Source organism: Synechococcus sp. WH 5701, from assembly GCF_000153045.1.
GTDB lineage: Bacteria > Cyanobacteriota > Cyanobacteriia > PCC-6307 > Cyanobiaceae > Regnicoccus_A > Regnicoccus_A antarcticus.
On record NZ_CH724159.1, the window covers coordinates 1,094,203 to 1,119,892 of the forward strand.

Sequence of the window (25,690 nt, forward strand, 5' to 3'; positions counted from 1 at the left end):
CGACATCGCATATCACTACAGGAAAGTGCCGGTGGCCGCGGAACTGGGAGACGATCTGCTGATACAGCCGGCGCTGGTTGTTTTTGACCGTCAGGAGCAAGTCGGCGCCCTGCTCGGCGGCGAGCTGAAAAACGCTGGCGAGGTGTGCAGCGCAACTCCTTCGGAGAAGGCTGGGCCTACCGCCTGGATCAGCACGCCCTCGAGCTCCAGCGTGCTCAGCAAAGCTTTCTGCGCTGCGCGCTCTTGGGATTCTCCGGTGTCAAACGAGGTCTGCGCGATCGCCACGCCAAGCTCACGTGCGCAGAGCGTGACCTGGGTGACAAATCGCGTGGCTCCATCGGCGTCTAGATGCAAGATACAGCGATGTGGAGCAGGAACGATCTGGGATAATGCAATTCCGGCTCGGAAGAGCAATTCTAAAAATGTTTTGTTTTTTGTAAGATAGGCCTCAGGAACGATGATGCGACCATGCGGAACGTGTTGAAGAAACAGCATGGCACGCGGAAGATTGTGACCTATAAAATGCCCCCAGGTGCCAGCACCTTCATTGCAGATTGAAAAGGCAGGTCCTTCGACGCGAATTTCTGCCTCAATCGGTTCTGCAACGGCGTCGCCTGCCAGCTTGAGAACATGAATCTGAGAGGCCTCAGAATTGTGCCTTAGGGCGACGACCAACGAATGGGCGAAAAGTGGAGCATTGGCTTGGATCAAGCATGACCGAAGGGCCCCTTCCTGATCGCAGCAGCCGCGTCGGTCCGATTCTGCGGATAAAAAGATCGTCAAAGCTTGCCTTCAGGTTTTTTGGCCTTTGGCGGCAAACCATATTGCTGTAAACGTGGGAAGCCCACCCAATCATTCCTCGATTTGGCCTAACAACGACATTGCTCTTCCCAGAAAGCAATTGATGAACCACGATCTGACATCATTAAGGATCTTAACATAGACTAGTGCCTCATCAAGATGATTTCTAGCTGTGTTTTCTTACCAAGTCAATCAGCGATCAGCAGCCGCTGGAGGGACTGCTGAGGCGTAGTACACCGAGAGCCATGTGGCACTTGTGGCCATTATAGATCCCCAGATAGCGGGGTAGCCAGTGGTGGAGTTCAGCCGATGTCTGGTAGGCGATGACGTAGGCCCATTCCGCCAGGAGAGTCTTGATGAACCGTTCCACTTTTCCGTTGATCTGCAGTGTGTAGGGCTTGGTGCGAATGGGTTTGAGATCAAATGCCCGACAGGCCTTTCGCCAGTCACCGGAGCGGTAGGAGGCCGTTATCCGAGAGAACCCGGCGGCAGGTGATCCACTGCTCAGAGAACCCCGAGTTACACCACTTGCTGGGACGCTGCTAAGTTGACAGTCAGGTCAGTGATCACGGCTGTGAACGGCGGCGTACATCTGTATCGCGGGAATGGCGCGGACGCGATGGCGGCATTACGGACAGCGGCTTTGAACCTGCTGAGGCTGGCTGGATTTCAGCCGATCCGAGCTGGCATGCAGGCCGTAACTCGCGACATCACGACGATACTGGCGATGGCGACGAGAAAGCCAGAATCAAGCACGGGTTAAGCCTTTGAATTGCCCTGATGTCCAGGCTTCGATACGTTTATTCATAGCGTTGAAGGCCAGCAAGCTTGTCGTGATGCAATTCAAATATCCTACTGAATTCTGGCGTCAATTGAGCCTCCCATTTCTTTACGGTGGATGACAGGCTCCCACTAGTCATGTGCTGCTTATCACTAACAGACCTTGGCTGAATGGCAGTTAAAGTATTGTTTATCAATGAATCTGAAAGCTCTAATTCCAAGAAAGTGCAAAGTGATAAGATGACACCACTCGGGTTTTCAACTAAATCTTCGTAGTGAACAAGGCAAGAGTTTAACTGGGAGGAAACTTCCTGCAGCTGCCTTGAAAATGCGCAGATAATGCGATATAGCATCTCATCATCTCCAGTATCATTAAATGTTCTAAAGCCTCGCTTATGGTTAAACTGCTTCACCGAAAGAAATACGTCTCTTGGATCTCGCAGAAGCAGAATTGGACGTAGCTGATTCCTAGGGATAAAACCTGAAATACTTTGAAGTAAATCTATTCCAATAAATTTTTCAGCAAGCGAACTCTCGCCTTGCATACAAAGCTGCTTAGTGTATTCAAGAAAATGTGGGAATAAATCCGTTAGCTGCTGCTGGCCAGAGGCAATTAAGTGTGAATTGAAGAATGGAACTTTGGCAATAACATCTTGAATGTTGACATTTGAGTTGACTATCGAATTCAATCCACCAAGACTTGCAAGATGGCTAAGGAATGCCATTTGACATGTTCTATCTTCATACGGAGGGCCATTATGAACCATGCAACCTAGTGCTTTCAGTGCTTTCATGAAAACCGTAGAACCACTCCGTCCATAGGAAACCAGAGGGACAATCTTTAGGGCACCTCGAAATATTGCCACTACCCAGGCTGCCTTGAGAAGCAAAATGCTCATCCTCTGCACGTGCAGATCCGCCTGATGACTGACATTCATGACTTAAATGCGGGATAATTATCCCGTTGCCGAATGATCAGACAGCCAGCATTGCCTTTGAGTTGCAATGCAGGTATCGAAGAAAGTTGTAAGTCAGATTACGCAGTCCCCACCAAGCTTTCGTTCTGGCCAGTCCAATCCGCCTTGTCAGCTTGCCGCGCATGCAGGTTGTGATTGCACCAAAGACATGCTCAACCCTGGCCCGTACAGTTGATCGGACCTTGTTCCGTTCCTTGGCCTCCTCGCTCAAGGGATGGCAGCGTGAGCCCTTTTCATGAATTCGGCTCTCAAAACCACCCAGGTCCAGGAGATCCTCAAACTGAGCACCTGCATAGCCAGAATCAGCCCAGACAAAGTCATCCCTATTTTCAGGGTCTAGCACCTGCGTAAGCATCTGGCTGTCGTGAATATTAGCTGGGGTAATGGCAAATCTGCGAATGAAGCCGTGAGTGGCATCAATGCAGATGCTGTTCTTGTAGCCGTAGTGGTTGACGCCATTCTTCTTGACCCAGCGAGCGTCAGTGTCCTTCTGGCGCAAGCGGTTTGGCTTGTCCAACCACTTCTCTGGAATGGCTCCATCCTTGATGGTCTTGTTCTCCTCCCTTGAGTTTCGCTGTTTGGGAACTGGGACAAGTGTTGCATCGATGATCTGCCCACCACGGGCCTCCAGCCCATGGGTCCGCAGGTGCTCCTCAAAACGTTCAAAAAGCTCATCGACAACACCCGCCTTGCGGAGCCGCTCGCGGAAGAAGGCAATAGTGGTGGCATCGGGAATGGTGTTCATCACTCCCAGTCCGACAAACTCCTCGAATGAGCGTCTGTCGTTGACCTGAAATTCCAGCTCCTCATCACTGAGGTTGAACAGCTGCTGCAGCACCAGCATCTTGAAGAGGATGATCGGATCAATCCGCTTACGGCCAGCATTGCTCTTGCGTTCATGGCTGTAACCCTGCTCCAGCAGTGGCCTGAAGGCATCCCAGGGAATCGTCTCGGACAGGGTCGCTAACGTGGGCTTCTTCTGCTGAAGCCTGTGGATGCGCTTCTCCTCATCCCAGAATCCACGCTGTCCCATTCAGCTGTGTTGAACTGAACCAATTCTATTGCATATTTCATAGGCTGTCAGGGAGCGACGTAGATTTTTCGAGGTGCCCTTTAGACCACTTGGAATTAGCATGGTGCATCTCAGAGACTTGATGGGCTAGGAATGAGTTTGAACTGCAGTTGACTCATTATCTTGAATGGCCAGGATATGTTCACTTTTATTAAAGTGAATCAATAGGGCATTTAGCTTGGCAGTGGATTCGCAACTTTGAATTTAGCACATTTAGGCCGACTATTCTGGAAGTTTCAAGAAAGCCAAGTAGCAATGATGAAGCAGCTACTATTTCTAGCAGCTTGTTATTGCTTGCATTTGCCTTGGAGACAAGCATGTGGTGGATAGATAATGATGGACGGGAAGTACAGAAGCTGATTTCAAAAACATGACTTCTCAGAACATTAGAATAGCTTCTAATACAGATTTGCCTATTAGAAATAATTGAGCATGAAAATCATAAAAAGGTGGCTTCATTATAAAGATCTTGGTGGCCTAGGCGAGGTAGATCACGCATTCATAAGCAGTTAGATTCGAGACTTACTCTGAGCGATTATTGATTAGATGAACTATGAAGCAGCTGTAGTGTGACTTAACTGGATGGTCTTGGTCATCCAGTTTCCCCAATAACCGCTATTACGGCATTCAGCCTTTGCGGAGTGACGTCATCCAATGTGAGCATTCTATGGACTTCTCTCGTCACCTCTTCGCCTATAGAAGAGAGTTGATATATCAAAGGAAGTGCCTCTTCGCTGAAACCTTCGCTGCACGAATACGTTATCATGACTCCGGCGTAGCGGTAAAACGTCTCAAGTCGGGTAAATGCATCTTTTGGTTGTAGAAGAATGGAGACTGCAGGCAGAATAACACGCTTTCTGGATACTCCGTCTGCAAGAATCCATTCTGCTAGGCCAATTGTGGCATCTAATGCGTCACGAACCGAATGAACGGTGCTACGAATGTCATCTGGACATCCGGAATCTAATCTGTCTTCATGGATCCGTGACACTTGTCGAGCAATTCCATCGGGATCTGCCAGTAGGCATACTGTGCTTGATTTTATCGCCAAGTATTTCCAATAGACAGGTGGATAGCGGTAGCCGATAACGAAGTGATGTTGGCTGCTGTTACTCATCTCCTCAATCCAACTCTCCGGTTCCGCCTCGTCCATTAGCTCAGCTGGAGGATCCACACAAATATGTCCATTCTGTATTGCCATCCGCTCAATAAAACTAAAGAATACCGAATCGAGTCCCAGCGGTGCGGCCACTGTGAGGTGGATCATGCCTGACCTCCTAGCGCTAAAGCCACTCCGTATTCCGCCAGGGCCCGTTTTGGATTGAGCCCTTCGGCCGTTGCATGGGCGGCCTCTGCCATCTGGTTGTAACGCCCCTGCCCCATCTCCAGAAACAAGGCCATCTTCGCAGTCAGATCGGAAGGGTCACGGGCGATGAAGTTGTATCCATCCACGCCATGCTGCACCCGCTCCGCCAGCCCACCGATCAAGGCTGCGATCACCGGCTTGTAACAGGCAAAGGCTTCGGTCACCACCAGCCCGAACACTTCCGGCCAGGTGGAGGGCACAACCACCACATCCACACCGACCATGCGTCGCACGATCTCGTCGTGGCTGTAGCCGCCCAGCTCGATCACCTCCCCATGCTCCCACTGGCGGCTGTTGTCGATCAGTTCCTGCACCATCTCCTGGAACGGGCCGGAGGCGAAATTTTTGTTGCCCCCGTTGATCACAATCTGGAAAGGACGCTCCGGCTTGCTGCGGTTCAGCAGCTCGCCCGCCTTCAGCAGGATGTGGATCCCCTTGTTGTCCAGAAACTGGCCGAAGTAACCGAAACGCATGGGGGTATGCATCTTCTCCTGTTCCCCTACGGAGAATGGCATTGGGGTGGGTGGTTCTGCCGGATAGCGCTCCAAATCGATCGGGTGGTTGATTACATGGATCCTTTGGCCGTCGATCCCCATTTCTTTTTGCAACACGGAGCCCAGATGCCGGGCTGGCACGATGAAGCTGTCGGCCATGTCCATCAGCTCCAGGTTGTGTTTTTTGCGGGCCATGAATGTGTCTGCAGAGAGGTGAGGGAAACACATGGCGCACAACTCCGGTTCGGCGCTGCTACAGAGGCCTCCATTGGTTTTCTTCACCATCTGGCCATCGGCCAGGCAGGCAAACAGCATTTCGTGCAACCCCACCGCGATGAACACCTCCGGCAGCGCGAAACGCAACAGGGCGATCAGATCCATGCCGATGTGCATGTAATGGGACAGGAACACCGAGCGAGGCTGGAGGTTCTGGATGAAGAGGGTGAGGTCCTTGATCCCCCGTGAGTCCACGCAGTTATGCCAAAAGTAATCGTAGGAGCCGGTGAAGAAATAGAACTCGTCTTCAGCGCCAGGCACCTTGCGGATGAAGGCGGAAGCTTTGGTATTCAGGCTCGTTTCCGGAGAGGTGGCGCCGATGAAGCACACGCGAAGATCGCTGTACTTCTTCAGATTAAGGAAGAGATCGTAGGCACACTGCTGCGCCCCTCCGCTCACCACCTTGGGATGGAACAGGCTCAGGATCACCAGGTCATAGCTGTCTGTGGTCATCGCGCGTCCGTTGTTCACAGGGAGTACTCCACCGACAGGTCCATGGCGTCCAGCACCTTTCCCCAGCGGAGCGAAAACAGCATGCGGTTGATGTGGCTCGTGGTGCCGCTCAGGTGATAGGGCGCCACCGATCCGGTGCCCTCGGCATGGAAGAAGGTGATATCGTTCCATACCTTGATGCCGATCCCCTCCTGTTGTGCCCTGAGGCACAGATCGAAATCCTCGAAGTGGGCATACACAATCTCTTCACTGAAGCCCCCCAGATGGGCAAACAGCGGCTGGCTCATGGCCATCAACGATCCCGAACAGGCCAACACCTTCCCCCGCGTTTGATTACGCCCGATCGAATAGCCGTTGTAGAGCTGGAACGGCTGGGTGCGGGCTGTGGTGAGCCTGGTGGCCGTGAGCCCTTCCTGCATCAGCGTGCCATCGGTGAAATACTGAAAGGTGCTGTGAATCACATTCGGCTCGTTCAAGGCATGCTGGATCAGCAGCTTGTAATCCACCACCGAATCGGCGAACAGATCATTGTTGTGGAAAACCAGGCACTCCCCTGAGGCATGGCGGGCACCAAGGTTGCACCCTGCCGAGAATCCCAAATTACTGGCCCGGTTGAGAATGCCGATCCTGAAATCAGGCCGAATCCCTGAGAAACGATCAAGCAGGTGAAACGTTTCGGAGAACAGCTCGGGTGAGTTGTTCACCACGATGATCTCAAGGGGCAGGTTGGTTTTAGCCAGCTGCAGGATCGCCGGCTTAGCACTGATGAAGCTGCCCAATTGCACGAAGATCACCGAGGCCACCGGCAGCCCCGTTTGCAGCGGCGGCGACAGCCAGTGCACCTCCACATTCCCGGCTTCTTCGCTCACATGGCGCTCGAACAGCGCCGAGAGTTTCAGGATCGTGGAGGGGAGGAACAGCCGAAGGGCTTCATGCCAGCGGTTGCAGCTGTCGATCGACACATGAAACACGCCCAAAACAGCCTCGAACACCTTGGAGAGATCGGTTTCCTCCGCGATGTCCGCCAGGCAGATCTCGGCGGATGTGGCGCGGGTGTCTTCAGCTCCCTCCGCCTGCACCACGAGCCGCAGTTGCCCCAGTTCCGACCAGCGATGGAAGCTGGAGACATCGAGCAATGCGGCGAAGCCCAGGCTTTCATGGTCAGGTCGTCCCAACGCCTGGCACACGTCCGGACGCACATAGAATGTGCTTCCGCCCACCGCCCGTTTTCCAGGGGCCAGTGGATCAGCCAGGCTGAACAGGCTCCCGTTCTCGAACGGCAGCGAACTCCAACCGATCAGCAGCAGCAGGGGGCCGCAGCGCAGCATCCGATCGATGTGCACGTTGAGCACGTCGCCCGTTTCCGCACCGGCGCTGGTGATTCCATCCAGGCGCCCGAGGGGCACATCGGCTTCCGCCGTGGTGTTGGCCGCCTCGATCGCCGCCCAAGTGAAATCCGGCTGGATCCCCTTGGCGCGGCGGAAGCAGAGATAGGCCTCCTCCGGCCGGTCCAAGGCCTTGAGGATCAGGCCCAGCTCAAACGGAATCCAGGCGTTCTCTTCGCTGCTGCCGAACCGTTCCAGCACCTCCATGGCAGTGTCCGCCCGATCTGTGAGCCGGTAGGCATGGGCGCGGATGAAGGCCAGCATCGGGGTTTCCTGCTCCTCCCCCACGGCCTCCAGCCAGCGCTCCACCGTGCCAATCGCCGCCTCCATCTGGCCCTCATCCACTTGCTCCTTAGCCCGGCGGAGAATTGCCTCCGCCGTCAGCTGCCGCGGGGCCGGCTGCTCGAACACTCCCCGCGGAAGAGTCTCCACAGCTGGCTTGAAGCTTGCCTCCACGTGGATGGGGTGAGACCCGCGTGGGCTGGCGACGGCCAGTGCCCGTTCCAGCTGCTCCCAGGCAGTTGGATTCGCCGGATGCTCAAGCAACTGGCGCTGAAGCGCGCAGACTTCCGCTGTGCTCATAGCCGCTGGGCCTCCATCACGAACACACCCGGGATTTCACCACCGAGCACACCATGCTTCCAGGCGGAGATGTAATGGATGACACATCGGCCAAACCCGGCTGATCGGGCGAGGTCAAGCACATCCCAGCCAGGGATCTGATACACCATCGACCCAACGGTTGGACGCACCGGGTCGCCGTGCAGCTCCACATCGGTGAGCAGCTCCACGTGGCCATCCTCAGGATGGTGGATCGCCTTCCGGATCGTTTCGGTCTGGCCGTAGGCAAAGGGGAAGGTGCAGATCAACCGCCCCCCCGACGACAACACCCGATGAATCTCACTCAGGGCCATCGGAAGGGATCGCACATGCTCGAACACATCGTTGGTGATCACCAGATTGAACGATCGGTCATCAAAGTTCAGCCGGCAAAGGTCTTCATGCCGAATTCCATCATGGGCCGAATCCTCGACCCCTTCCAGATACTCACTTAAAATCACTTGAGGAGACCATTCCTGCAAAATCCTCGAAAAACCTGTGAGGGCTTCCGAAAGATAGATCGCTTGGTGGCCAAGAGCCTCCTGGTTGCCATAAACCTGCTGCAACACCATGATCAGAGCTCGATGGCGGCTCAGGCACCCCCTGCCAACAATGCTTTCTCGATAGTTCGAACCATTGATCAGCAGTTCTTCCGGAGGTAGGTGCCTGCCCGTGAGAGGTTCCAGAATGCCCAGAGTCCGAATGGCACGTTCAGCCTCTTCGAGATAGAGCGCCTGAGCAAACAGAGTAGGAAGATCTGCCTGAAAATCCTGAAATGCTGTGTACACCTGATGGTGATGATGCAGGGCCAGGCATCCCGGGGATGGCATCACATTCTTGGTCGATACCGCAATCAAGGCAGAGCTTTCTGGCGTGTCTGTGACCTTACTGCAAGGATCTGAATCGGCAATCGCGAACATGGTTCCAAAACAATTGACGGGTTTGACAATTGCCTCAAGCTTTCCATCGCAGTGGAATTCTGAATGTATCCTGGGCTGCCTTCTGGGCTGGTGACTCCCGTGGTACCGCCGCACATGCGAGGACGCTCACACGACCCCGTTGTCGAACAAGGCAGCAGTTTGGTCGATCGCCATTCCCTTGACCCCCTTGCGCCGATGCAGCTCCAGCAGCAACGGCAACCTCAGCACACCACAATCGGCCACAAGCCAGTCGATGGGATTGACGGCGTGCAGGCCGATGAGCGTCTCCACCAGAGCGGCCAGTGAAGCCTGAACCCCCAGCGATTCAGGAGGATCCACCCCCCTGAGGCCCTCTTGGCTCAACTTTGCCGACAGTGCCGCCGCACCTGGTGCCACCAGCACCACCTGTTGGCCGCCCAACACCTGCCTGAGCTGCTGCGTCGATGGCGGCTGCACCAGATCCGGTCCGCGACAGGCCCCCTCGCTCAGGGCCTGCAACAGCGGCAGCGCCACCCACCCCGCCTCCTCGTCGGGGGCCCAAAGCACCGCTTCACCCCAGAGAGCTGCCACCGTAAGCGGCCCCAGCACGGCCTCGGCCCAAGCCTGGCGCTGGGGGTCAACCGGCTGTCCATGGGCGGGCCAGATCGTTTGCTGCACCGCCAGCAGTTCAGCCGCCTCCAGGCTGATCAGAAAGGTCATTCCCTCTGGTTGCAGCTCTGGCAGCTCGCTCCAGGTCTGCCTGCCCCGTTCGGCCCATTGGGTGCGCCATGCCTGGCCGGCCTGCCTCAGCCGCTCCAGCTGCTCATTCGGCAGGGTTTGTTCCTTCTCCCACAACCTGCTCAGCGAGCGCATGGCTCCTGCCAAGGCCATCTCGGGCTCAGACGTCATTCCGCCAGGGCGAAGCTCGCAGGCCAGCTCAACGCCTGCAATGAACCCAGCGACGAGCGGCTCCATCTCCTCCGCCTGCTGATCATCCAGCCAACCCAAGAGGTTCAGCTCCAGCCAGCCCTCGCGCAACACCACGGGCGGCTGCTGCTCCCGAGCGATCAGGCCAAGTTTGGGGACGCCAGGCGTGAGCTGCACCCCCAGCCAGGCCAGCTCCTGAATCACCCAAGGTGGACAGTGATGCAGCTGCTCCGCCAGCTGCTGGAACAGAGCCAGCGCACGCTCGCTCGCCCCAGGGATGTGACCCGCCTGAGCGCACCACAGCTGCGCACCCTCCTGCAGCAGCTGCAGCTCCACCACCGCCAGCCACTCCGGCGGCTCGATCGGCAGGGCGTGGTACCGCTTCAACATCCGCTCCACTCGGTCGTACAGCCGCGCCCGCACGGCGTCCGGGAGGGAGTGGCCGGCCTCGCCGATCAGCACCGGCTTCAGCCGGTCCACGATCGCGATCACCAACGCCGCGTACCCCTCCCAGCGCGCCTGCGATCCGTGGGGGTGGCCCTCATCGAGGCGATGCAGGGTCCGCTCGGCCACCGTCTGTCGCTCCATGGCCAGCCCCCAGTCGCCACGTTCAAGCGCCTCGCGGCAACAGCGATCGCAACAGAGCGCCAATTTCTCCAGCAGAACCTGGTCGCCCTCCTCATCCTCCAACGCGGTTTCCAGCTCCTGACACAGCTGCTCCGAACTGAGTTGCCGCAGCTCCAGGCAGGCCAGTCGGATCCAGGCCGGACAGGGATCGAACAGCACCCCCAGGCGCTCGAACAACTCCAGGGCCCGGGCCCCGGCCTCCTCCTCCAGGCCCACCCTCTCCCTCCAGAGCTGGGCACCGCTGAGCACCAGCTGCTGCTCCAGCACGTCCAGCCAGTCGGGAAAGGAAAGGTTCCGCTCGCGCCAATCCAGCAGCAGCCGGTGGGCACGCCAGCACAGCTCGGCCCGCCGCAACGGGGGCAGTACCGGCTCGGGCGGCTCCACCACCGCCCCGTGCAGCTGGGCGATCGCCAGAGCCAGCCGCTCAGCCGTGTCGCTGCCTCCCTCCAGGCGCTCCACCGCGAAGCGCTCGAAGGTCAGGTCCCAGTTGTCCTGCTCAACGCCCCTGGCTGGGTCGCCCAACTCTGCCGTCATCGGGACACATCACCATTCTGCGCTTTTTCAGTTCCCCCCCCGGGGCCGCCGCCCCAGCGGATTTGTAAGATTCTCATCGAGTTGAAGCATGAGACTTCATCCGGGACGCCGCTTGATGCAAGAGGGGATCGAGGTGGCCGCCAGTGCGGTCTGGCAGAACCTGAAGGGACGTCAGACCCCCATTGAGGCCGCCGAACAGCAGCTGATCCTTGATCTGGGCGTGGCCTGTCACCGCCGCATGCTCGAGATTCATGGCACCGACCCCGACGCCGCCATCGAGCTGGCCCTGACCGGCGAGAAGCTCTACCGCCACCTCCAGGAGCAAGTCCCCGATCAGCCTGACTGGGTGGCCGTCCACGACGAGCAATTCTGCCGCTACGGGGCCATCTGGATTCATGACCAGCTCAGCGCCGGGTCCTGCGGGCTCGACCCGGAGCGGCATGAGCAGCGGCGCCAGCTGGGAATCGCCCTGCTCGATCGCCTCACCACCCTCCACGGCGAGCCCCCCTATTGGTTGCCGGTGATGCGCCAGTCGCTGGAGCGCCTCGCACCGCCTCCGCCGCCGGCCCCGAGCAGCCGGCTCCAGATCGCTGTGGTGGGCAATTGCCAGACCCATCCCCTCTTTCTGGGCCTCCAGGAGGCCCTGCCCCACCACGCCATCCACTTCTGCACCCCGGTGCACATGGCCACACCCGCCGATGTGGCCCAGCTGCACCAGGTGCTGGGCGACACCGATCTGCTGGTGATGCACCGGATCCTCCCGGGCTACCGCGATGACATCGGCCTCGATGGCCCCACCCTGCGGGCCAGGCTCCCCCCCAAGGGGCGCCAGCTGGTGCTCCCCAACCTGCACTACGAGGGCTATCACCCCCTGATCGGCTACGCCAACCTCGACCCCGCCCGCCTGGCTGGCCTCGCCGCCGAATCGCCCCTGGGCGACTATCACGATTTCCTGGCGATGGCCGCCGCCCACCGGGGCCTCGACGCCACCCAGTTGCTGGAGCTGCGGCTTCGGCCATCCATGGCCGAGCGGCTGCGCCAGTGGCATGCCGCGTCCCTCGACCAGCTGCGTCAGCGTGAGGCGGAGTGCGGCCTGGCCCTCTCCCCCTGGATCGAGCAGCACTGGCGCAGCGAACCCCTGTTTCACACCTTCAATCACCCCAGCAACCGTCTGCTGGAGCAGCTGCTGGCGGCCGTGCTGGCCTGGATCCAGCCGGAACAGCCCCCTTCCACCCCCAGCCTGGGGGACTTCGAATACCTCGGCCAGCACCACCACGGAGTGTTCCCATGGGTGTGGCAGGCGTTGGAGCTCGGCCCCTGGGCCGCGGAAGGTGGACGCCGGGAGTGGACCTATCCCTGGAGCCTCCGGGATCAGCTCCACGACTCCATTGATTTCTACAACCGCCACCCCTGGATCACGCACGACAACCGGACCCTCGCCAAATTCCAGCTGGCCTCTGACCTTCTCGATCTCAGCTCACACTCAGACTGAAAGTGGGGGCCAGTGAGGAGGCACGAAACCGCTCCTTCTCCTCGGGTGCGATCCAGAGGGTGAGCTCCAACAGGTAAGCGACCACATCACCGCTCGGCTCCTCGTCAGGGGCCTCGAGGTTCAGCTCCTTCACCGTCAGCGCCTCACCCACCCAGGTGTGCTCCGCAGCCCCCTGCTCCAGGCTGAACGGAGCAGCATCCAACCGCAGCGGCACCACCTTCAGCCGCGCACTGCCCGAAACCGAGAGGGCCACCTGAAGGTCCGTGCCGGGTTCACAGAGCAGATAGGTGGGAACCGAGGGCAGCAGGCTGCCGCTGATCCGCCGCTTCACCCTGTTGCGGTTGAACGCTCGGCTCAGGTCCTCCTGGCGGCTGGCCACGGCGGCCGGCAGCTCACCGGGTTGCGGCCGGTGCAGCACATGGCCCATCGGGAAGCCGATCGCATCCGGCATCGCCCGAGCCAGCACCTCCGTGCGCAGCTCGATTGGATACAACGACTGCCGGAAGAAGTTCAGCGCCTCGGCATACACCCCCTCAAGCGGCTTCCCCGCCGTTTTGAAATAGAGGCAGTTATAAAATCCATACTTGATGCTGGCCCCATAGGAGCTGCGAATCGTGGTGAGGTGAATGCCATCGCAGAGCGTGCCGGCCAGGAAATGCTCCGCCGAGGCCGCCTGCTGCTCCACACCCACCAGCCAGAGATAGTTGATGTGCTCCTCAGGGCTGATCGCTTCCCTGCGGAAGGCGAAGGGCTTCGGCGAAGACAGCGCCGCCCCCGGATGGCTGATCAGCAGCAGATTCAGATAGGTGAAGTTGTAGCAGTTGAACGAGGCGGCGAGGGCGCTGGATGCTGCGAAGGCTTCCACCATCTCGCGGTTGAGCAGCAGCAGCTCATCCGCATCCACCGACAACACAACCTCACCCCGGGCCTTGCCATAGCCGAACAGCCGCTTCTCCCGTTCATCCTCGAACTGATGATAAAAATAGTGAATCGGAACCCCCATCTCAGCCGACAGGCGGCTGAAGACATCCCGGGCACGCCTTGAAGGCTCGCCCAGATCACGGCCGATCACCGGGCCCAACAGCTCAACCGCATAGGCAAAAGGCCCGTCGTTGATCAGAATTTCATCCACCCAGCTGAACTGACGCAGCACCTCTTCAATGAAGTCGAAGTCTTCGAAGAATTGCACCACCACCGAACACAGCATCCCTTCCGTCGGCTCCACGGACAACTGCGTGGACGAAAGTTCCGAAGATAAAGGTTCAGAAGATGAAGGTTCCGAAGACAAACGACCGATTCGATTAGGCTTCAAACTTAACCGCTCGGATCGATCGAACGCCAGTGCTCAGGCCGCCGCTGCAGAGCCCGCCAGGAGGGCTCGCCGGCACGCTCCACACCGAACAACTGGTGCACCTGCGCGCCCAGCGCCAGGCAGGTGACCCCATAACGGCGGCGGATCTCCTGGCACAGGGGCAGGCGGTAGGCGCCGGCGGCCACCAGCACCAGCGCGAACGGGCGCTTCTGGTGCAGCCGCTCCACCTCCTCCAGCATCACCTCCAGGCTTTCCTCGAAGCTGCCGTGCGGCCGCTGCGGATGCAGCGACCGTGGCATCGGCAGGCAGCGCAGGCCGAAGGGGTCGATGTGCCGGTCGTGGAACAGCTGGAAGCTGCTGCCGCTGTGGTGGTGCCGCTCCACCGCCTCCGCCAGCGGGCCCACATACACCACTTCCTGGCCGGCCATCAGGGGATAGAACTCCAGCGGATCCGGCCCTCGGAACAGCTCGGGCACCCGGCCGCCGGCCCGGGTGATCGCTTGGGAAATCGGCAGCATGAACCAGCCGGCACTGGGATCGCTGGGCCACCCCGGGGTCTCGCTCCAGAGCGTTCCCTCGCTGAGGCAGGCCAGGGCTCCACGGCTCCAGCACTCCAGGCTCTCCATCGGAGCGGCGCTGCCGGCATAGAACCCCTGGTCGCGTTGGAAGCGGCGCAGGCTTTCCACCGCCTGGGTGGGGCGGAACCACCAGTCGGGGCTCTGCTCGCGCCAGAAGGCCTCGTTGAGATGCTCCCGGCGCAGCACCGCCAGCGCCGGCTCCAGAGAGGCCGGGTCGTACACCACGCTCTGCATCAACGCCAGCTCCGTGGCATCCAGCTGCACCAGCAGCGGTTGCTGGGCCAGCTTCAGAGCTGGCAAGCTCGAGGGCAGCAGCTTGCCGCCCAGGCAGCCTGGCCCGGTCATCCGGCTCCAGCTGGCAGCCGCCTTGTTGAGCAGCGCGTACTGCTCCAGATCGAGGTCCTGGCCCAGGCGCCACAGGTACCCCAGGGATTCGTAGAGATGGCTGCAGGGCTCGCGCACCTCCAGGGGAGTTCCGTGCTCAAGCTCTTGCAGGGGTTCCAGGAAGGCGGCCATGGCCGTCTCCGGATCCTCATCCGTCCGCAACAGCGGCGCCAGGTTGAGGTCAAGGCGGCGGGGATCGCGGCTCACCGGCGACTGGTCGGGCACGAAGATCAGCCCGAGGCGCATCACCCCCTGCTCACCGCCATGGCAGTCGAGCCAGCCGTGCACCTGCTCGGCGATCGAGGGGGGCTCCACAGGGAGGGGATCCGGCAGCGGCGCCTGTTCGGCAGGCTTGATCGCTCTCAGCTGCTCGCAGCGCAGACGGACCCAGTCGGGGCAGGGATCATGCAGAGCCGCCAGCCGCTCATAGAGGGCCAGGGCTCGGCCCGCGGCTTCGGCCCGCTCGTCCACCAGCTCCAGCCAGTACTGGGCCCCGTCCTGCACCAGCTGTTGCTCCAGCACCGCCAGCCACTCGGGGGCCACCACCGGCAGCGCCCGATGCTCCCCCAGAAGCTGAAGCAACTGCCAGCAGATCTCCGCCCGCGGCAAAGCCTGGAGTGCCGGCTCCGCTGTCGTGATCAATACCGGGTGGAGACGCGCCAGTGTGGTGTTCATCACACCGGCATACAAACTCCAGAGTTCGTTGGAAAGATCACTTCGGAAGCTGACCACATCCTCCACCATCTGTCTCAGTTGAGCCTGTTGCTGAACCGCCATGAGCCAGTCCCCGCGCTCCAGGGCCTCAAAGCAGGCCTGGCGGCAGTACTCCAGGCGATCCCCGGTGCTGGGGGAACTCTCCGTCGGGGCTGTTGTCGCTGACAAACCTTGACTCTCCACTGACAACCAGGCATGGTCTAAGCCCCTGCCAGCCTTTGTGAAACGGATAGTCCTCGGTTGAACCCATCCGTCCCCCTATCCAGCACCGTTGTGCCGATTCCGTTACCCTCGACACTTCAAGACTTGACCAGGGGTGCCTATGTCGGCGCCTTTGAATCGTTTCTGGAATCAGGTGCACTCTCCGGCTGGGTCTGCCCCCTGCACAACAGCGAGAGCGATCAGCAACCCCTGCGCGTCAGGCTTCAGCTCGAAGATCTGCTCAATCCCGGCATGGCCTGGTCCATCGCCGTGCTCCGTGCCAGCCAGCCCCGGCCCGACCTTCAAGACCTGGGCATCGCCAGCCCTTGCGGCTTTCTCTTTCCCGGCAAGGCCAGCACCAGCCTGCCTCCCCTCAGCACCGGCCTGGTGTTGCGCGCCCTGGTCGACGTGGAGCCCGCTGTGGAATTGCCCGGCAGCCCACTCCGCCTCGATCCGAGCACCTACCAAAGGTTGGAGCGGCTCTGCCGCAGCCACCAGTCCAGCCAGCCCCGCCTGGATCCGGTCCAGGGCCCGTTCCTCAGTGGCTGGGCTCCCCCGGCCGCCGAGCACGAGCTGCGTCTCGATGGCCAGGTTCTCGATCCCGTCAGCCCGGGCGCCGACGGCCAGTTCCGCCTGCCCATTCCCCCCGCCGGCTGCGACGGGCGCCATCACCACATCGCCCTGCACAACGCCGATGGCGAGCTCGTCTGCGAGCGCATCGAGTTCACCCCCTTCCAGCTCACCCCCTGGTCGGCCCTGCAGGAGCACAGCCCCGCCCCCTTCCCCGATCAGCTCAGCCCCCTGGCCCGCGAGCACCACCGCAGCCTCACCACCTGGCTGCAGTGGGCCGATGCCGACGGCATCCCCCTGCCTCCCAATCTTCCCCTGCTGCAGCGTCTGCTCAGCAGCCCGATCGATCCACCCCACAACTCCGCTCCCGGCCAGGAGGCCGGACCCGATGGTGCGCCCACCCCGCGCCTGCCGATCCAGCTCAACCTCAGCGCCGAGCCCCTCGTCTCGGTGGTGGTGCCCGTCCACAACAAGTACGCCGTCACCAGACGCTGCCTGGCGGCCCTCGCCTACGCCCCCACCCGGATTCCCTACGAGCTGATCGTCGTCGATGACGGCTCCAGCGACGGCACCGCCTCGGCCCTGGCCGAAGAGGCCCCGGGCGTTCAGGTGATCCGCCACGACTATTCCCGCGGCTTCAACCAGGCCTGCCACAGCGGCGTGGCCGCCTCCCGCGGCGACTTCATCGTTCTGCTCAACAACGACACCGAACCCTGCTGCCGCTGGCTGGAGGAGCTGCTCGAACCGTTCCAGCGCTGGTCCGACACCGGCATGACCGGCTCCCAGCTGATCTATCCCGATGGTCGCCTCCAGGAGGCGGGCGGCATCGTCTGGGGCAACGGTGAGCCCTGGAATTACGGGCGGGGCCGCAATCCCCACCATCCCGGGGTGGGTTACACCCGCCAGGTGGATTACGTCAGCGGGGCCGCCCTGGCCATCCGCCGCCAGCTCTGGAACCAGCTCGGTGGCTTCAGCCCTGAATTCTCTCCCGCTTACTACGAAGACACCGACCTGGCCTTCAAGGTGCGCCAGGCCGGTCTCTGCGTGCGCTACGCCGCCCTCTCCCGGGTGATCCACCACGAAGGGCTCAGCTGCGGCACCGATGCGGATCCCAGCACCAGTGAAGGTCTCAAGCGTTTCCAGACCCTGCATGGCCCCCAGTTCCAGCGCAAATGGGCCGACGCCTTCGAAGGCGAGCGCCAGCCGAGCTTCGAGGCCGCCGAGCTGATCAAAGACCGCGGCATCCTCGGCCGCGCCCTCTTCCTCGACCACGGCACCCCGCGCCCCGACCGCGATGCCGGCAGCCATGCCGCCCTGGTGGAGATGGAGCTGGTGCAGGCCCTCGGCTACAAGGTGTCGTTCCTGCCCACCAACCTCGCCTGGCTCGGGTCCTACACCGAGGCCCTCCAGCGCCAGGGCATCGAGGTGCTGCACGCCCCCTTCACCCTCTCCCTCGAGCAGTTCATGCAGGAGCGGGGCGGCGAGTTCGATTTCATCTACATCACCCGCTACACCACCGTCCGCGACAGCCTGCACCTGCTCCATCTCTATGCCCCCCAGGCCCGGCTGATCTTCTGCAACGCCGATCTCCACTACCTGCGCGAGCTGCGCCAGGCCAGGGCCGCCAACCACGAACCCGAGGCCACCAAAGCCCTGCTTGAGGCCGTGCAGGAAACCCGCCGCCAGGAACTCGAAGCCATCCGGGCCGTCGATCTCACGCTCTCCTACAGCGAGATCGAGCAGGCGGTGATCGAGGCGGAATGCCTCGGCCAGGCGGCCACGGCCCGCTGCCCCTGGGTGGTGGAGGTGGTGGGCGAGCCCACCACCCCTCTGACCGCAACGGCATCGCCTTTCTCGGCAACTACCAGCACCCCCCCAACCGCGACGGGGTGACAGCCTTCCTGGAGCAGGTGTGGCCGGGCCTGCGCCAGCGCCTCCCCGACCTCGAACTGCACCTCTACGGCAGCGGCCTCTCCGCCGAGCAGCACCAGGCCTGGCAGCAGACCCCCGGACTGCGGGTCCACGGCTGGGTCACCGATGCCGCCGTGGTCTACGAACGCCATCGCGTCTTCATCGCCCCCCTGCGGGCCGGCGCGGGCATCAAGGGCAAGGTGATCGCTGCCCTCGCCCATGGCATTCCCCAGGTGCTCAGTCCCGTGGCCGCGGAAGCTACCGGACTGCGCCATGGCGGTGAGGTCTTCATCGCCCGCCAATCCTCCGAGTGGGAGCAGGCCATCGCCAATCTCATCCACGACGACCAGCTCTGGACCCGCTGCAGCCAGGCCGCCCTCGAGCACGCCCGCAGCCACTACTCCCGCCAGCGGGGCCTCGAGTTGATGGCTGACGCCCTCGCCCAGCTCCACCTGCCCATGCGCTCTCTCACCCCATGACCCAGTCCCTGTCGGGGGTTCGGCCCCAGCCCGTCATCGCCATCTGTCCCGGCCACCCTCTGCTGTCCGTGGACGAAACCAATCGCCTGCTCTGTCAGCAGGGGGTGGCCCTCGCCCTGGCCCAGGGTTTCCTGCTGGATCGGGTCGCCAACACCATTCGCCTCAAACCCAGCGAAGAAGCCGACCTGATCGGGCTCTACCTCCAGCAGGAGGGCGTCGGTAGTGAAGCGGAACTTCAGGTGTGGCTGAAGGGCAAGGGCTGGAGCCCCGACGACCTCCGCTACTTCGCCACCAAAGGCGAGCGGGTCCGCAGATACAGCCTCCAGCGTTATGGAGCCGAAGCCGAAATTCGCTTCCTCGATCGCAAACTGGATCTCGATCAGCTCACCTATTCCCTCCTGCGCGTCTCCGACCGTGATCTGGCCGATGAGCTCTATCACCAGGTGCTCGAGGGTGAGCAAGACTTCGCCACCCTGGCGGAGACCTACTCCGAAGGCAACGAAACCGTGACCCGCGGTCTGATCGGCCCGATCTCGGCCACCGCCGGCCATCCCCTGCTCATTGAGAAGTTACGGGTGGGCAGCCCAGGCCAGATCTGGGCACCCTTCGAGATCGAAAACGTCTGGGTGGTGGTGCGCCTCGAGCAGCGCTTCCCGGCCGAGCTCGATGAGCGCATGCGCCAGCTGATGGTCGATGAACTCTTCGGGATCTGGTTCAACGAGCAGGTGATCCTGCTGATGGCGGGCGAGGAGCCCATGGCCATGCCCCCAGCGAGCGAACTCAGCAGCACCACCCCATGACCTCCTCCGTCTCCACCACGCCTCCCCCCCAGCCGGGCCAGTTGCTGCGCAGCTTTCATCCATTCGATCGCCTGCCGCTCGAGGCGGCGGCGGCCCTGGAGCTCAAGCTCGAGCCGCGCCGCTATCGCCTCGGGCAGATCATCCTGCGGGCCGATGTAATGCCCGAAGGCGTGCTCCTGCTGCGCAGCGGCAGCCTGCGCTGCCTCGCTCCCGACCCCGACAGCGGCGAGTGGCGCACCATCGACCGCCTCGAAGCCGGAGCCATCGCGGGCTGGTGCTCGATCCTGCGCAGTGAACCCTTCGAGCAGATCCGCGCCTCCTCCGAGGTGGAGCTGCTGCTGCTGCCGGCGGCGGTGTTCCAAGATCTGCTCGCCAGCCACCACGAGCTCCGCCTCTGGTTCCAGGGCAACCTGCCCGCCACCGAGCTCCATCTGCTGCTCAGCAGCCTGGCCCAGCAGGATCAGGCCTGGCTGCCCGTGCTGCAGGCCTGGCCTGCCATTCGTCAGCAGGCCCGGGTCGAGAGCCTGCCGCCTGGCACGGCCCAGACCCTCTCCCTCAACGCCGACTGCCGCTGGTTCACCAGCAGCGGCGGCCCCCTCGGCCAACCCTGGTCGCTGGCCAGCCAGGCCCCACCAGCCCGGCCCGGTGCCGCCTGGCTGCGGCTGGTGGGTCTGCCCCTCCCCCAACAGGAGCAACCCCCAGTCCAGCCGCCGGTCGCCACCCCAGCCACCACTCCCGCCGACAACCTGCTGAACATCGGTGCGGCAGCCACCAGGCCGGCTCCAGCTCCCAGTACTCCTTCCGCAGAGAGCTATGCCATCTCCCCGCCCGAACCCTCGCCCCGCGCCGAGGGCCGGGGCGCTGAACTGCGCCTGAGGCGGGCCAGCGGCCCGGGGGATGTGCCGCTGGCCATCGCCATGGCCCTGGGCAACTACTTCGGGGTGCCGGTGAATCGCGATTCCCTGCGCGATCAGGTGGAGAGCATCCTCCAGCGCCAGGGGCACCTCAACCTGATCAACCTCGGCCAGATTCTCGACACCCTCGGCCTGCGGGTGGTGCTCACCAAGCTGCCGGCCGACCGCCTGCAGCGCACTGCCACGCCGGCGGTGTTCTTCGCCCAGGGCCATTTCGCCATCCTCGAAGGTGTGGAACCCGACGGGCGCCTGCGCCTGCTCGAGCCCGAACTCGGGCCGGTGCTGCTGCCTCCCTCCCAGCTCAGCGGCGATGGCGACGGCCTGATCGAACTGCTGCTGCTGCAACGCAAACCCGATGCCAAGGAGCAGCGCTTCAGCTGGAGCTGGTTCACTCCCTTCATCCAAGACCACAAGCGCCAGTTGATCGAGGTGCTGGTGCTCTCCTTCGTGATCAACCTGCTCCAGGTGGCCAATCCACTCGGCCTCCAGGCTCTGATCGATCAGGTGGCCCGCCAGCAGAACCTCAATGCCCTGATCAGCATCACCTCCGTGCTGCTGGTGGTGGCACTGGTGAATGCCGTGCTCAAGACCCTGCGCAGCTACATCTTCACCGACACCGCCAACCGGGTGGACCAGGCCACCAAGGCCACCATCCTCGACCAGCTGGTGCGCCTGCCCCAGGGCTTCTTCGACAGCCGCCCGGTGGGCCAGATCATGTTCTACTTCGGTGAACTCGATCGCCTGCGCGATTTCCTGCTCGGCTCCAGCCTCACCACCATGGTGGATCTGGCCTTCAGCTTCTTCTACCTCTTCATCCTCTTCGCCATCAGCCCCCCGCTCACCCTCGCGGCCCTCTCCACCCTGCCGCTGATGCTGGCTCTGGCCTTCGTGAGCAATCCGCTGGTGCGCACCCAGATCAAGCGCAAGATCAGCGAATCGATCAACACCTATTCCTACCTGAACGAATCGATCGCTGGCATTCAAACGATCAAGTCCCAGAACGCCGAGCTCAAGACCCGCTGGGAATTCCAGAACCGCTACGCCCGCTTCATCGGTGAGGATTTCAAGCTCAAGATCACCAGTGAATCGATCAGCAACCTGGCCGGCTTCATCAATGATCTCAACAGTCTGCTGATCACCGGTGTGGGCATCTTCCTGATCATGCGCAACGAACTCACCTTCGGTGGCTTCCTCGCCTTCCGCATTCTCAGCAGCTTCATCACCGGCCCCCTGGTGAAACTCACCCAGACCTGGCAGGAGTTCCAGCAGGGCACCGCCTCGATCAAGCTCGTGGCCGATGTAGTCGATCGCACCACGGAGCAGACCGTGGAGGAATCCCAGAACATTCCGATGCCGCCCGTGATCGGCAAGGTGGAATTCATCGACCTCACCTTCCGATTCAGCGAGGAGGGTCCGTTGATTCTCCGCGGCGTGAATCTCGAGGTGCCGGTGGGCTCCTTCGTGGGCATGGTGGGTGGGTCCGGCAGCGGCAAGAGCACGGTGCTCAAAATGCTGCCCCGCTTCTACCGCCCCCTAGAAGGCAAGGTGCTGATCGACGGCCTCGACATCAACAAGGTTGAGCTCTATTCCCTGCGCCGTCAGATCGGCGTCGTGCCCCAGGACAGCATCCTCTTCGATGGCACCATCCGCCAGAATCTTCTGCTGGTCAAACCCGATGCCAGCGCCGATGAATTGATCCGTGCCTGCCGGATCGCCTGCGCCCACGAGTTCATCATGGGTCTGCCCAAGGGTTACAACTCCGACGTGGGCGAGCGCGGCGCCGGTCTCTCCGGTGGTCAGCGCCAGCGCATCGCCCTGGCCAGGGCCGTGTTGCAGAACCCACGCCTGCTGATCCTTGATGAAGCCACCAGCGCCCTGGATGCCCGCACCGAACGCCAGGTCTGCATCAATCTCTTCGAGGCCTTCCGCGGTCGAACGGTCTTTTTCATCACCCATCGCCTCACCACCGTTCAAACGGCGGATGTGATCGTGCTGATGGATCGTGGCGCCATCATGGAAGCCGGCACACACCGTGAGCTGCTCCAACGCAAAGGCTGGTATTACGCCCTGTATGAGAGCCAGGTTCAAGAAGGAGGCATGTGAATGTCAACACCAAAGTCGTCATTTTCGTTGGTTGAGTTCTACGACAAGGTGCTCTCTCGCCTGCGCTCACCCCGGCGCCGTGCCGAGTCGAAGCATGAGGTGATTCCCGTGCGGGTGGATCTGGTGGGTGAGGCTGCCGAGACCAATCCCTTCCTGCCCACCAATGGAGCCCTAACGGCCAACGGCGGAGGGCCCGACCCCGGCACCCTCGCCCCCAAGGCCGCCGACTGGGAGTTCAACCAGCCGGTCATGCTCGGCCGCAGCCACCGTGCCAGCGGCCTGATCGCCTGGACCCTGGTGAGCTCCATCGGGATCGTCGTGGTCTGGGCGGCCGTGGCCCCCCTCAGCGTGGCGGTGGCCGTTCAGGGCAAATTGCAGCCCGGCAGCAAGGTCAAACTGGTCCAGGCTCCAGTGCCTGGCGTGATCGATGCCCTGCTGGTCAAGGAAGGGGAGACTGTGCGCAAAGGGCAGAGTCTGGTGCGCTTTGATCTGCGGGAAGTCACCAGCAAGCTGGCGGCAGCCGAGGCCATCCGCACCCGCCTGCGCAACGAAAACCAGATCCTGGCGGCCTCCCTCGGCGATCGGCCCGCTACGGGCCTCACCGCCAACCAGCAGCTCCAGCTCGAGAACCGCAGCGTTGATCTCAGCTCCCGCCGCCAGATCGCCGAACAGGAGCTGAGGGCTAACCAGGCCCGCATCGACGGCCTGCGCACCAGCCTCGCCACGGCCGAGAACATCCTGGGACGGTTCGACTCTCTCGCCCGTTCGGGTGCCGTCAGTGAACTCCAGCTCCTCGAAGCCCGCAGCAGGGTGAACGACCTCAACGCCAGCCTGGCCGTTGAGCTGGAAACCTCGGCCAAGCTCAGGGCTGGTGTGGCGAACTCCGTGGCCTCCCCTGGGGCCGACTTACGCAGCCAGGTGGAAGCCAACCTGCGCCAGATCGCCGACCTGACCCAACAGATCGATGTCGCCCGCGTGCAGCTCCAGTACAGCGTGCTCACCGCCCCCAGTGATGGCGCGGTGTTCGACATCGATGTAGCCCCGGGCTCCGTGGTCAACACCACCACCCCCCTGCTGAAAGTGGTGCCGGCCGATGCCCTCGAAGCCAAGGTCTTCATTCCCAACACCGCCATCGGTTACCTGCGGCCCGGCCAGCGTGCCGACATCTCCCTCGACACCTACCCCTCCAACGACTACGGGCGCATCCCGGCCAAGGTGTTGAGCATCGGCTCCGATGCGCTCACCACCGAAGAGATGGCCCAGACCCTGCAATCCAACACCCAAGGGCTCTTCTTTCCGGCCATCCTCCAGCTCGAGCGCCAATCCCTCAGGGTCGGCAGCCGCGATGTTCCCCTCAAGCCCGGCATGTCCCTGGTGGCCGATGTCCAGCTGCGGGAGCGGACCTTCCTCAGCGTGATCGCCTCCTTCCTCAACGACAAACGCCGCAGCCTGGAGCGCCTGAATTGATGGCACCACCGGATCGGCAACGTCGCCAGGCCGACTGGTCACGGTACGTGCCGCCTGCCCAGCGCCATCAGATCCTGCTGCGCCGCTTCGTCCTGCGCAGCCGCTCTCTGCTGCTGCGCCGCTCCACGCGCATTCTCATGGCCGTGCTGCTCTACCTGGCCATTTGCTTTGGACTGGTGCTCTGGGGAGGAGCCAGCCTGGGCATGATCGGCCTTCTCCCCCTGATCCTGGCACCAGCGATCGGCTACCTCGCCTACTGGCTGGTGTGGAGCGAATTCCACCGTTGACCGACCCAGCTCAGCTGGGCTGATTCAGCCAGGCTGGCTGCGGCTGCGCAGGCTGTTGAGTTCCTGAATCAGCCACGGCGGCAGCATCGACTCGGCGCCGCTGAAACTCACATTGGCCGGGGTGAAGTAGAGCAGGGACGCCATCACGGCATTCAGGGCCAGCGGGTGGCGCATCTCCCTCACCACCTGAGACAGCTGGGCGCGCAACAGTTCCTCCTCGCCATCCAGGGGCACGTTGGCGAAGCCACAGCCAATCAGGTTCTGGGTCAACTGACCGAAGGGCGTGCGGTACAACGCCTCCAGTTGTTCCGTGTCCACATCCAGCCAGATCTGTGCCACCTGCCGGCGCAGAGCGCTGAGCTGGCGCTTCACTTCACCATCACCGGGATCGATCGAGAACAGATTGATCAACCCGCTCATCCGGCCCAGAAACTCGTTGTCCCTGATCAGCGGCATGCAGGCGTCCCGCCTCGTCTCACAGAGCACGGGCAATTCCGTGTAGGGGGCTCCCCCCGCTGGCATCACGCCAGCCGGCTGGGCCATGGCCGCCGGCTGGGCCAGAGCCGCCGGCGCCAGCAGTGCCGGGCTGGCAGCACGGCCGCGCTTGGCCAGGAACTGCGTCAGTTCGACATCACAGTGCTGGGCATAATCAAACAGAAGCCACTCAGGAACCTGCTGCAGTGGTTCAGCCACGCGCATGCCGTTGAGGCCGTAATACGGCATCACGGCCAGCAGCAGACTGATCGTTTCATGACTGCCGAAACCACTGAGCAATCGTTGGGTGAGGGTATCCTTCCACTGCTCTTCCTTCGCCTGCAGAGGCTGGCTCGGCAAGAGGCCATTCAGCATCTGCCGGTACACCTGACCGAAGGCCCCGGCGTAGAGAACCTCCAGCTGATCCACCGGAGCGGACAGCCAGAATCGCGTCATCCTCTCCCGCGAGGCCCTCGCATCCTCCAGCGCCTGAGCCGTTGGCTTGGCATCCAGCTGGCTGAAAATCACCTGCAGCCGCTTCAGCGTCCAGGGAACCACCTCCATCGGCAGCTCGCCAGCCTCCTCGGGCGGCAGATCGACCAGACGGTTGACGGTGGCAGCGGGGCGAATGGGCTCAAACGACTTCACCTCAACCGCTGGTGCACCTCGATAGCTGCCCGAGGGGGCAGCGGCATGATGGTCACGTCCGAACAAACGGCGAAGAAGTGGCATCAGGTTGCGGGCGTTGGCTCAATCCGGCGCAGAGCATACCCCTGGGATCTCGTCAAAAGTTGTGGCGCTGATAGCCGACAC

Annotated in this window: 19 protein-coding genes; 7 read left to right on the forward strand and 12 right to left on the reverse strand. The window is 61.8% G+C overall.

The window, feature by feature from the left end; genetic code table 11:
- Nucleotides 1-90: 90 nt before the first annotated feature.
- The 9 genes from WH5701_RS17610 to WH5701_RS06560 all read right to left on the reverse strand — a co-directional run bounded on the left by WH5701_RS17610 (nt 91) and on the right by WH5701_RS06560 (nt 11,191).
- Entirely contained in the window at nt 91-675 is a 585-nt protein-coding gene (locus WH5701_RS17610) for a hypothetical protein (protein ID WP_198005143.1), read from the reverse strand.
- A 325-nt stretch (nt 676-1,000) separates the two neighbouring features.
- A complete protein-coding gene (locus WH5701_RS18400; protein ID WP_006171329.1) occupies nt 1,001-1,171 on the reverse strand; it encodes an integrase core domain-containing protein in 171 nt (56 codons plus the stop codon).
- Between the two features lie 430 nt (nt 1,172-1,601).
- Nucleotides 1,602-2,480, reverse strand: coding sequence for a sulfotransferase domain-containing protein (locus WH5701_RS16770; RefSeq protein WP_198005144.1), 879 nt, complete (start codon nt 2,478-2,480; stop codon nt 1,602-1,604).
- A gap of 76 nt (nt 2,481-2,556) precedes the next feature.
- Nucleotides 2,557-3,591, reverse strand: a complete 1,035-nt coding sequence (locus tag WH5701_RS06540; protein ID WP_006170455.1) for an IS5 family transposase — start codon at nt 3,589-3,591, stop codon at nt 2,557-2,559.
- A 631-nt stretch (nt 3,592-4,222) separates the two neighbouring features.
- On the reverse strand, nt 4,223-4,897 hold the full coding sequence (locus WH5701_RS17615; RefSeq protein ID WP_156776584.1) for a hypothetical protein: 675 nt from the start codon (nt 4,895-4,897) through the stop codon (nt 4,223-4,225).
- The gene (locus WH5701_RS06545; RefSeq protein ID WP_037979715.1) at nt 4,894-6,237 is read right to left on the reverse strand and encodes a glycosyltransferase; all 1,344 of its coding nucleotides are present in this window, start codon (nt 6,235-6,237) and stop codon (nt 4,894-4,896) included. The genes WH5701_RS17615 and WH5701_RS06545 overlap by 4 nt, the downstream gene beginning before the upstream one ends.
- Nucleotides 6,234-8,186: a glycosyltransferase gene (locus WH5701_RS06550; RefSeq protein WP_006171331.1), complete on the reverse strand. Its 1,953-nt coding sequence runs from the start codon at nt 8,184-8,186 to the stop codon at nt 6,234-6,236. The genes WH5701_RS06545 and WH5701_RS06550 overlap by 4 nt, the downstream gene beginning before the upstream one ends.
- Entirely contained in the window at nt 8,183-9,124 is a 942-nt protein-coding gene (locus tag WH5701_RS15700; RefSeq protein WP_083781841.1) for a class I SAM-dependent methyltransferase, read from the reverse strand. Before WH5701_RS15700 ends, WH5701_RS06550 begins: the two co-directional genes overlap by 4 nt.
- A gap of 126 nt (nt 9,125-9,250) precedes the next feature.
- On the reverse strand, nt 9,251-11,191 hold the full coding sequence (locus tag WH5701_RS06560; protein WP_037979719.1) for a hypothetical protein: 1,941 nt from the start codon (nt 11,189-11,191) through the stop codon (nt 9,251-9,253).
- Between the two features lie 88 nt (nt 11,192-11,279).
- On the opposite strand from WH5701_RS06560, the gene WH5701_RS06565 reads away from it, so the two are divergent.
- Entirely contained in the window at nt 11,280-12,683 is a 1,404-nt protein-coding gene (locus WH5701_RS06565) for a WcbI family polysaccharide biosynthesis putative acetyltransferase (protein WP_198005147.1), read from the forward strand.
- Here WH5701_RS06565 and WH5701_RS06570 read toward each other — a convergent pair.
- Nucleotides 12,664-13,908: a hypothetical protein gene (locus WH5701_RS06570; RefSeq protein WP_006171335.1), complete on the reverse strand. Its 1,245-nt coding sequence runs from the start codon at nt 13,906-13,908 to the stop codon at nt 12,664-12,666. The two genes, WH5701_RS06565 and WH5701_RS06570, sit on opposite strands and share 20 nt — an antisense overlap.
- 89 nt (nt 13,909-13,997) lie before the next feature.
- Nucleotides 13,998-15,839 carry a hypothetical protein gene (locus WH5701_RS06575; RefSeq protein WP_006171336.1) on the reverse strand — a complete coding sequence of 614 codons (1,842 nt, stop codon included), beginning with the start codon at nt 15,837-15,839 and terminating at the stop codon, nt 13,998-14,000.
- Nucleotides 15,840-15,977: 138 nt separating this feature from the next.
- Here WH5701_RS06575 and WH5701_RS06580 point away from each other — a divergent pair, with 138 nt between their 5' ends.
- The 6 genes from WH5701_RS06580 to WH5701_RS06605 are packed head-to-tail and all read left to right on the forward strand — an operon-like array spanning nt 15,978 to nt 24,403.
- The gene (locus tag WH5701_RS06580) at nt 15,978-18,335 is read left to right on the forward strand and encodes a glycosyltransferase family 2 protein (RefSeq protein WP_006171337.1); all 2,358 of its coding nucleotides are present in this window, start codon (nt 15,978-15,980) and stop codon (nt 18,333-18,335) included.
- Nucleotides 18,332-18,832, forward strand: coding sequence for a glycosyltransferase family 4 protein (locus WH5701_RS06585; RefSeq protein ID WP_006171338.1), 501 nt, complete (start codon nt 18,332-18,334; stop codon nt 18,830-18,832). Before WH5701_RS06580 ends, WH5701_RS06585 begins: the two co-directional genes overlap by 4 nt.
- Nucleotides 18,829-19,632, forward strand: coding sequence for a peptidylprolyl isomerase (locus WH5701_RS15705; RefSeq protein WP_006171339.1), 804 nt, complete (start codon nt 18,829-18,831; stop codon nt 19,630-19,632). The genes WH5701_RS06585 and WH5701_RS15705 overlap by 4 nt, the downstream gene beginning before the upstream one ends.
- Nucleotides 19,629-22,649 carry an ABC transporter transmembrane domain-containing protein gene (locus WH5701_RS06595; protein WP_006171340.1) on the forward strand — a complete coding sequence of 1,007 codons (3,021 nt, stop codon included), beginning with the start codon at nt 19,629-19,631 and terminating at the stop codon, nt 22,647-22,649. Before WH5701_RS15705 ends, WH5701_RS06595 begins: the two co-directional genes overlap by 4 nt.
- On the forward strand, nt 22,650-24,116 hold the full coding sequence (locus WH5701_RS06600) for an HlyD family efflux transporter periplasmic adaptor subunit (RefSeq protein WP_083781842.1): 1,467 nt from the start codon (nt 22,650-22,652) through the stop codon (nt 24,114-24,116).
- On the forward strand, nt 24,116-24,403 hold the full coding sequence (locus WH5701_RS06605; protein ID WP_006171342.1) for a hypothetical protein: 288 nt from the start codon (nt 24,116-24,118) through the stop codon (nt 24,401-24,403). Before WH5701_RS06600 ends, WH5701_RS06605 begins: the two co-directional genes overlap by 1 nt.
- Before the next feature lie 24 nt (nt 24,404-24,427).
- Here WH5701_RS06605 and WH5701_RS06610 read toward each other — a convergent pair whose 3' ends face one another.
- Complete coding sequence (locus WH5701_RS06610) at nt 24,428-25,609, reverse strand: hypothetical protein (RefSeq protein WP_156776585.1); 1,182 nt, start codon at nt 25,607-25,609, stop codon at nt 24,428-24,430.
- Nucleotides 25,610-25,690 lie beyond the last annotated feature (81 nt).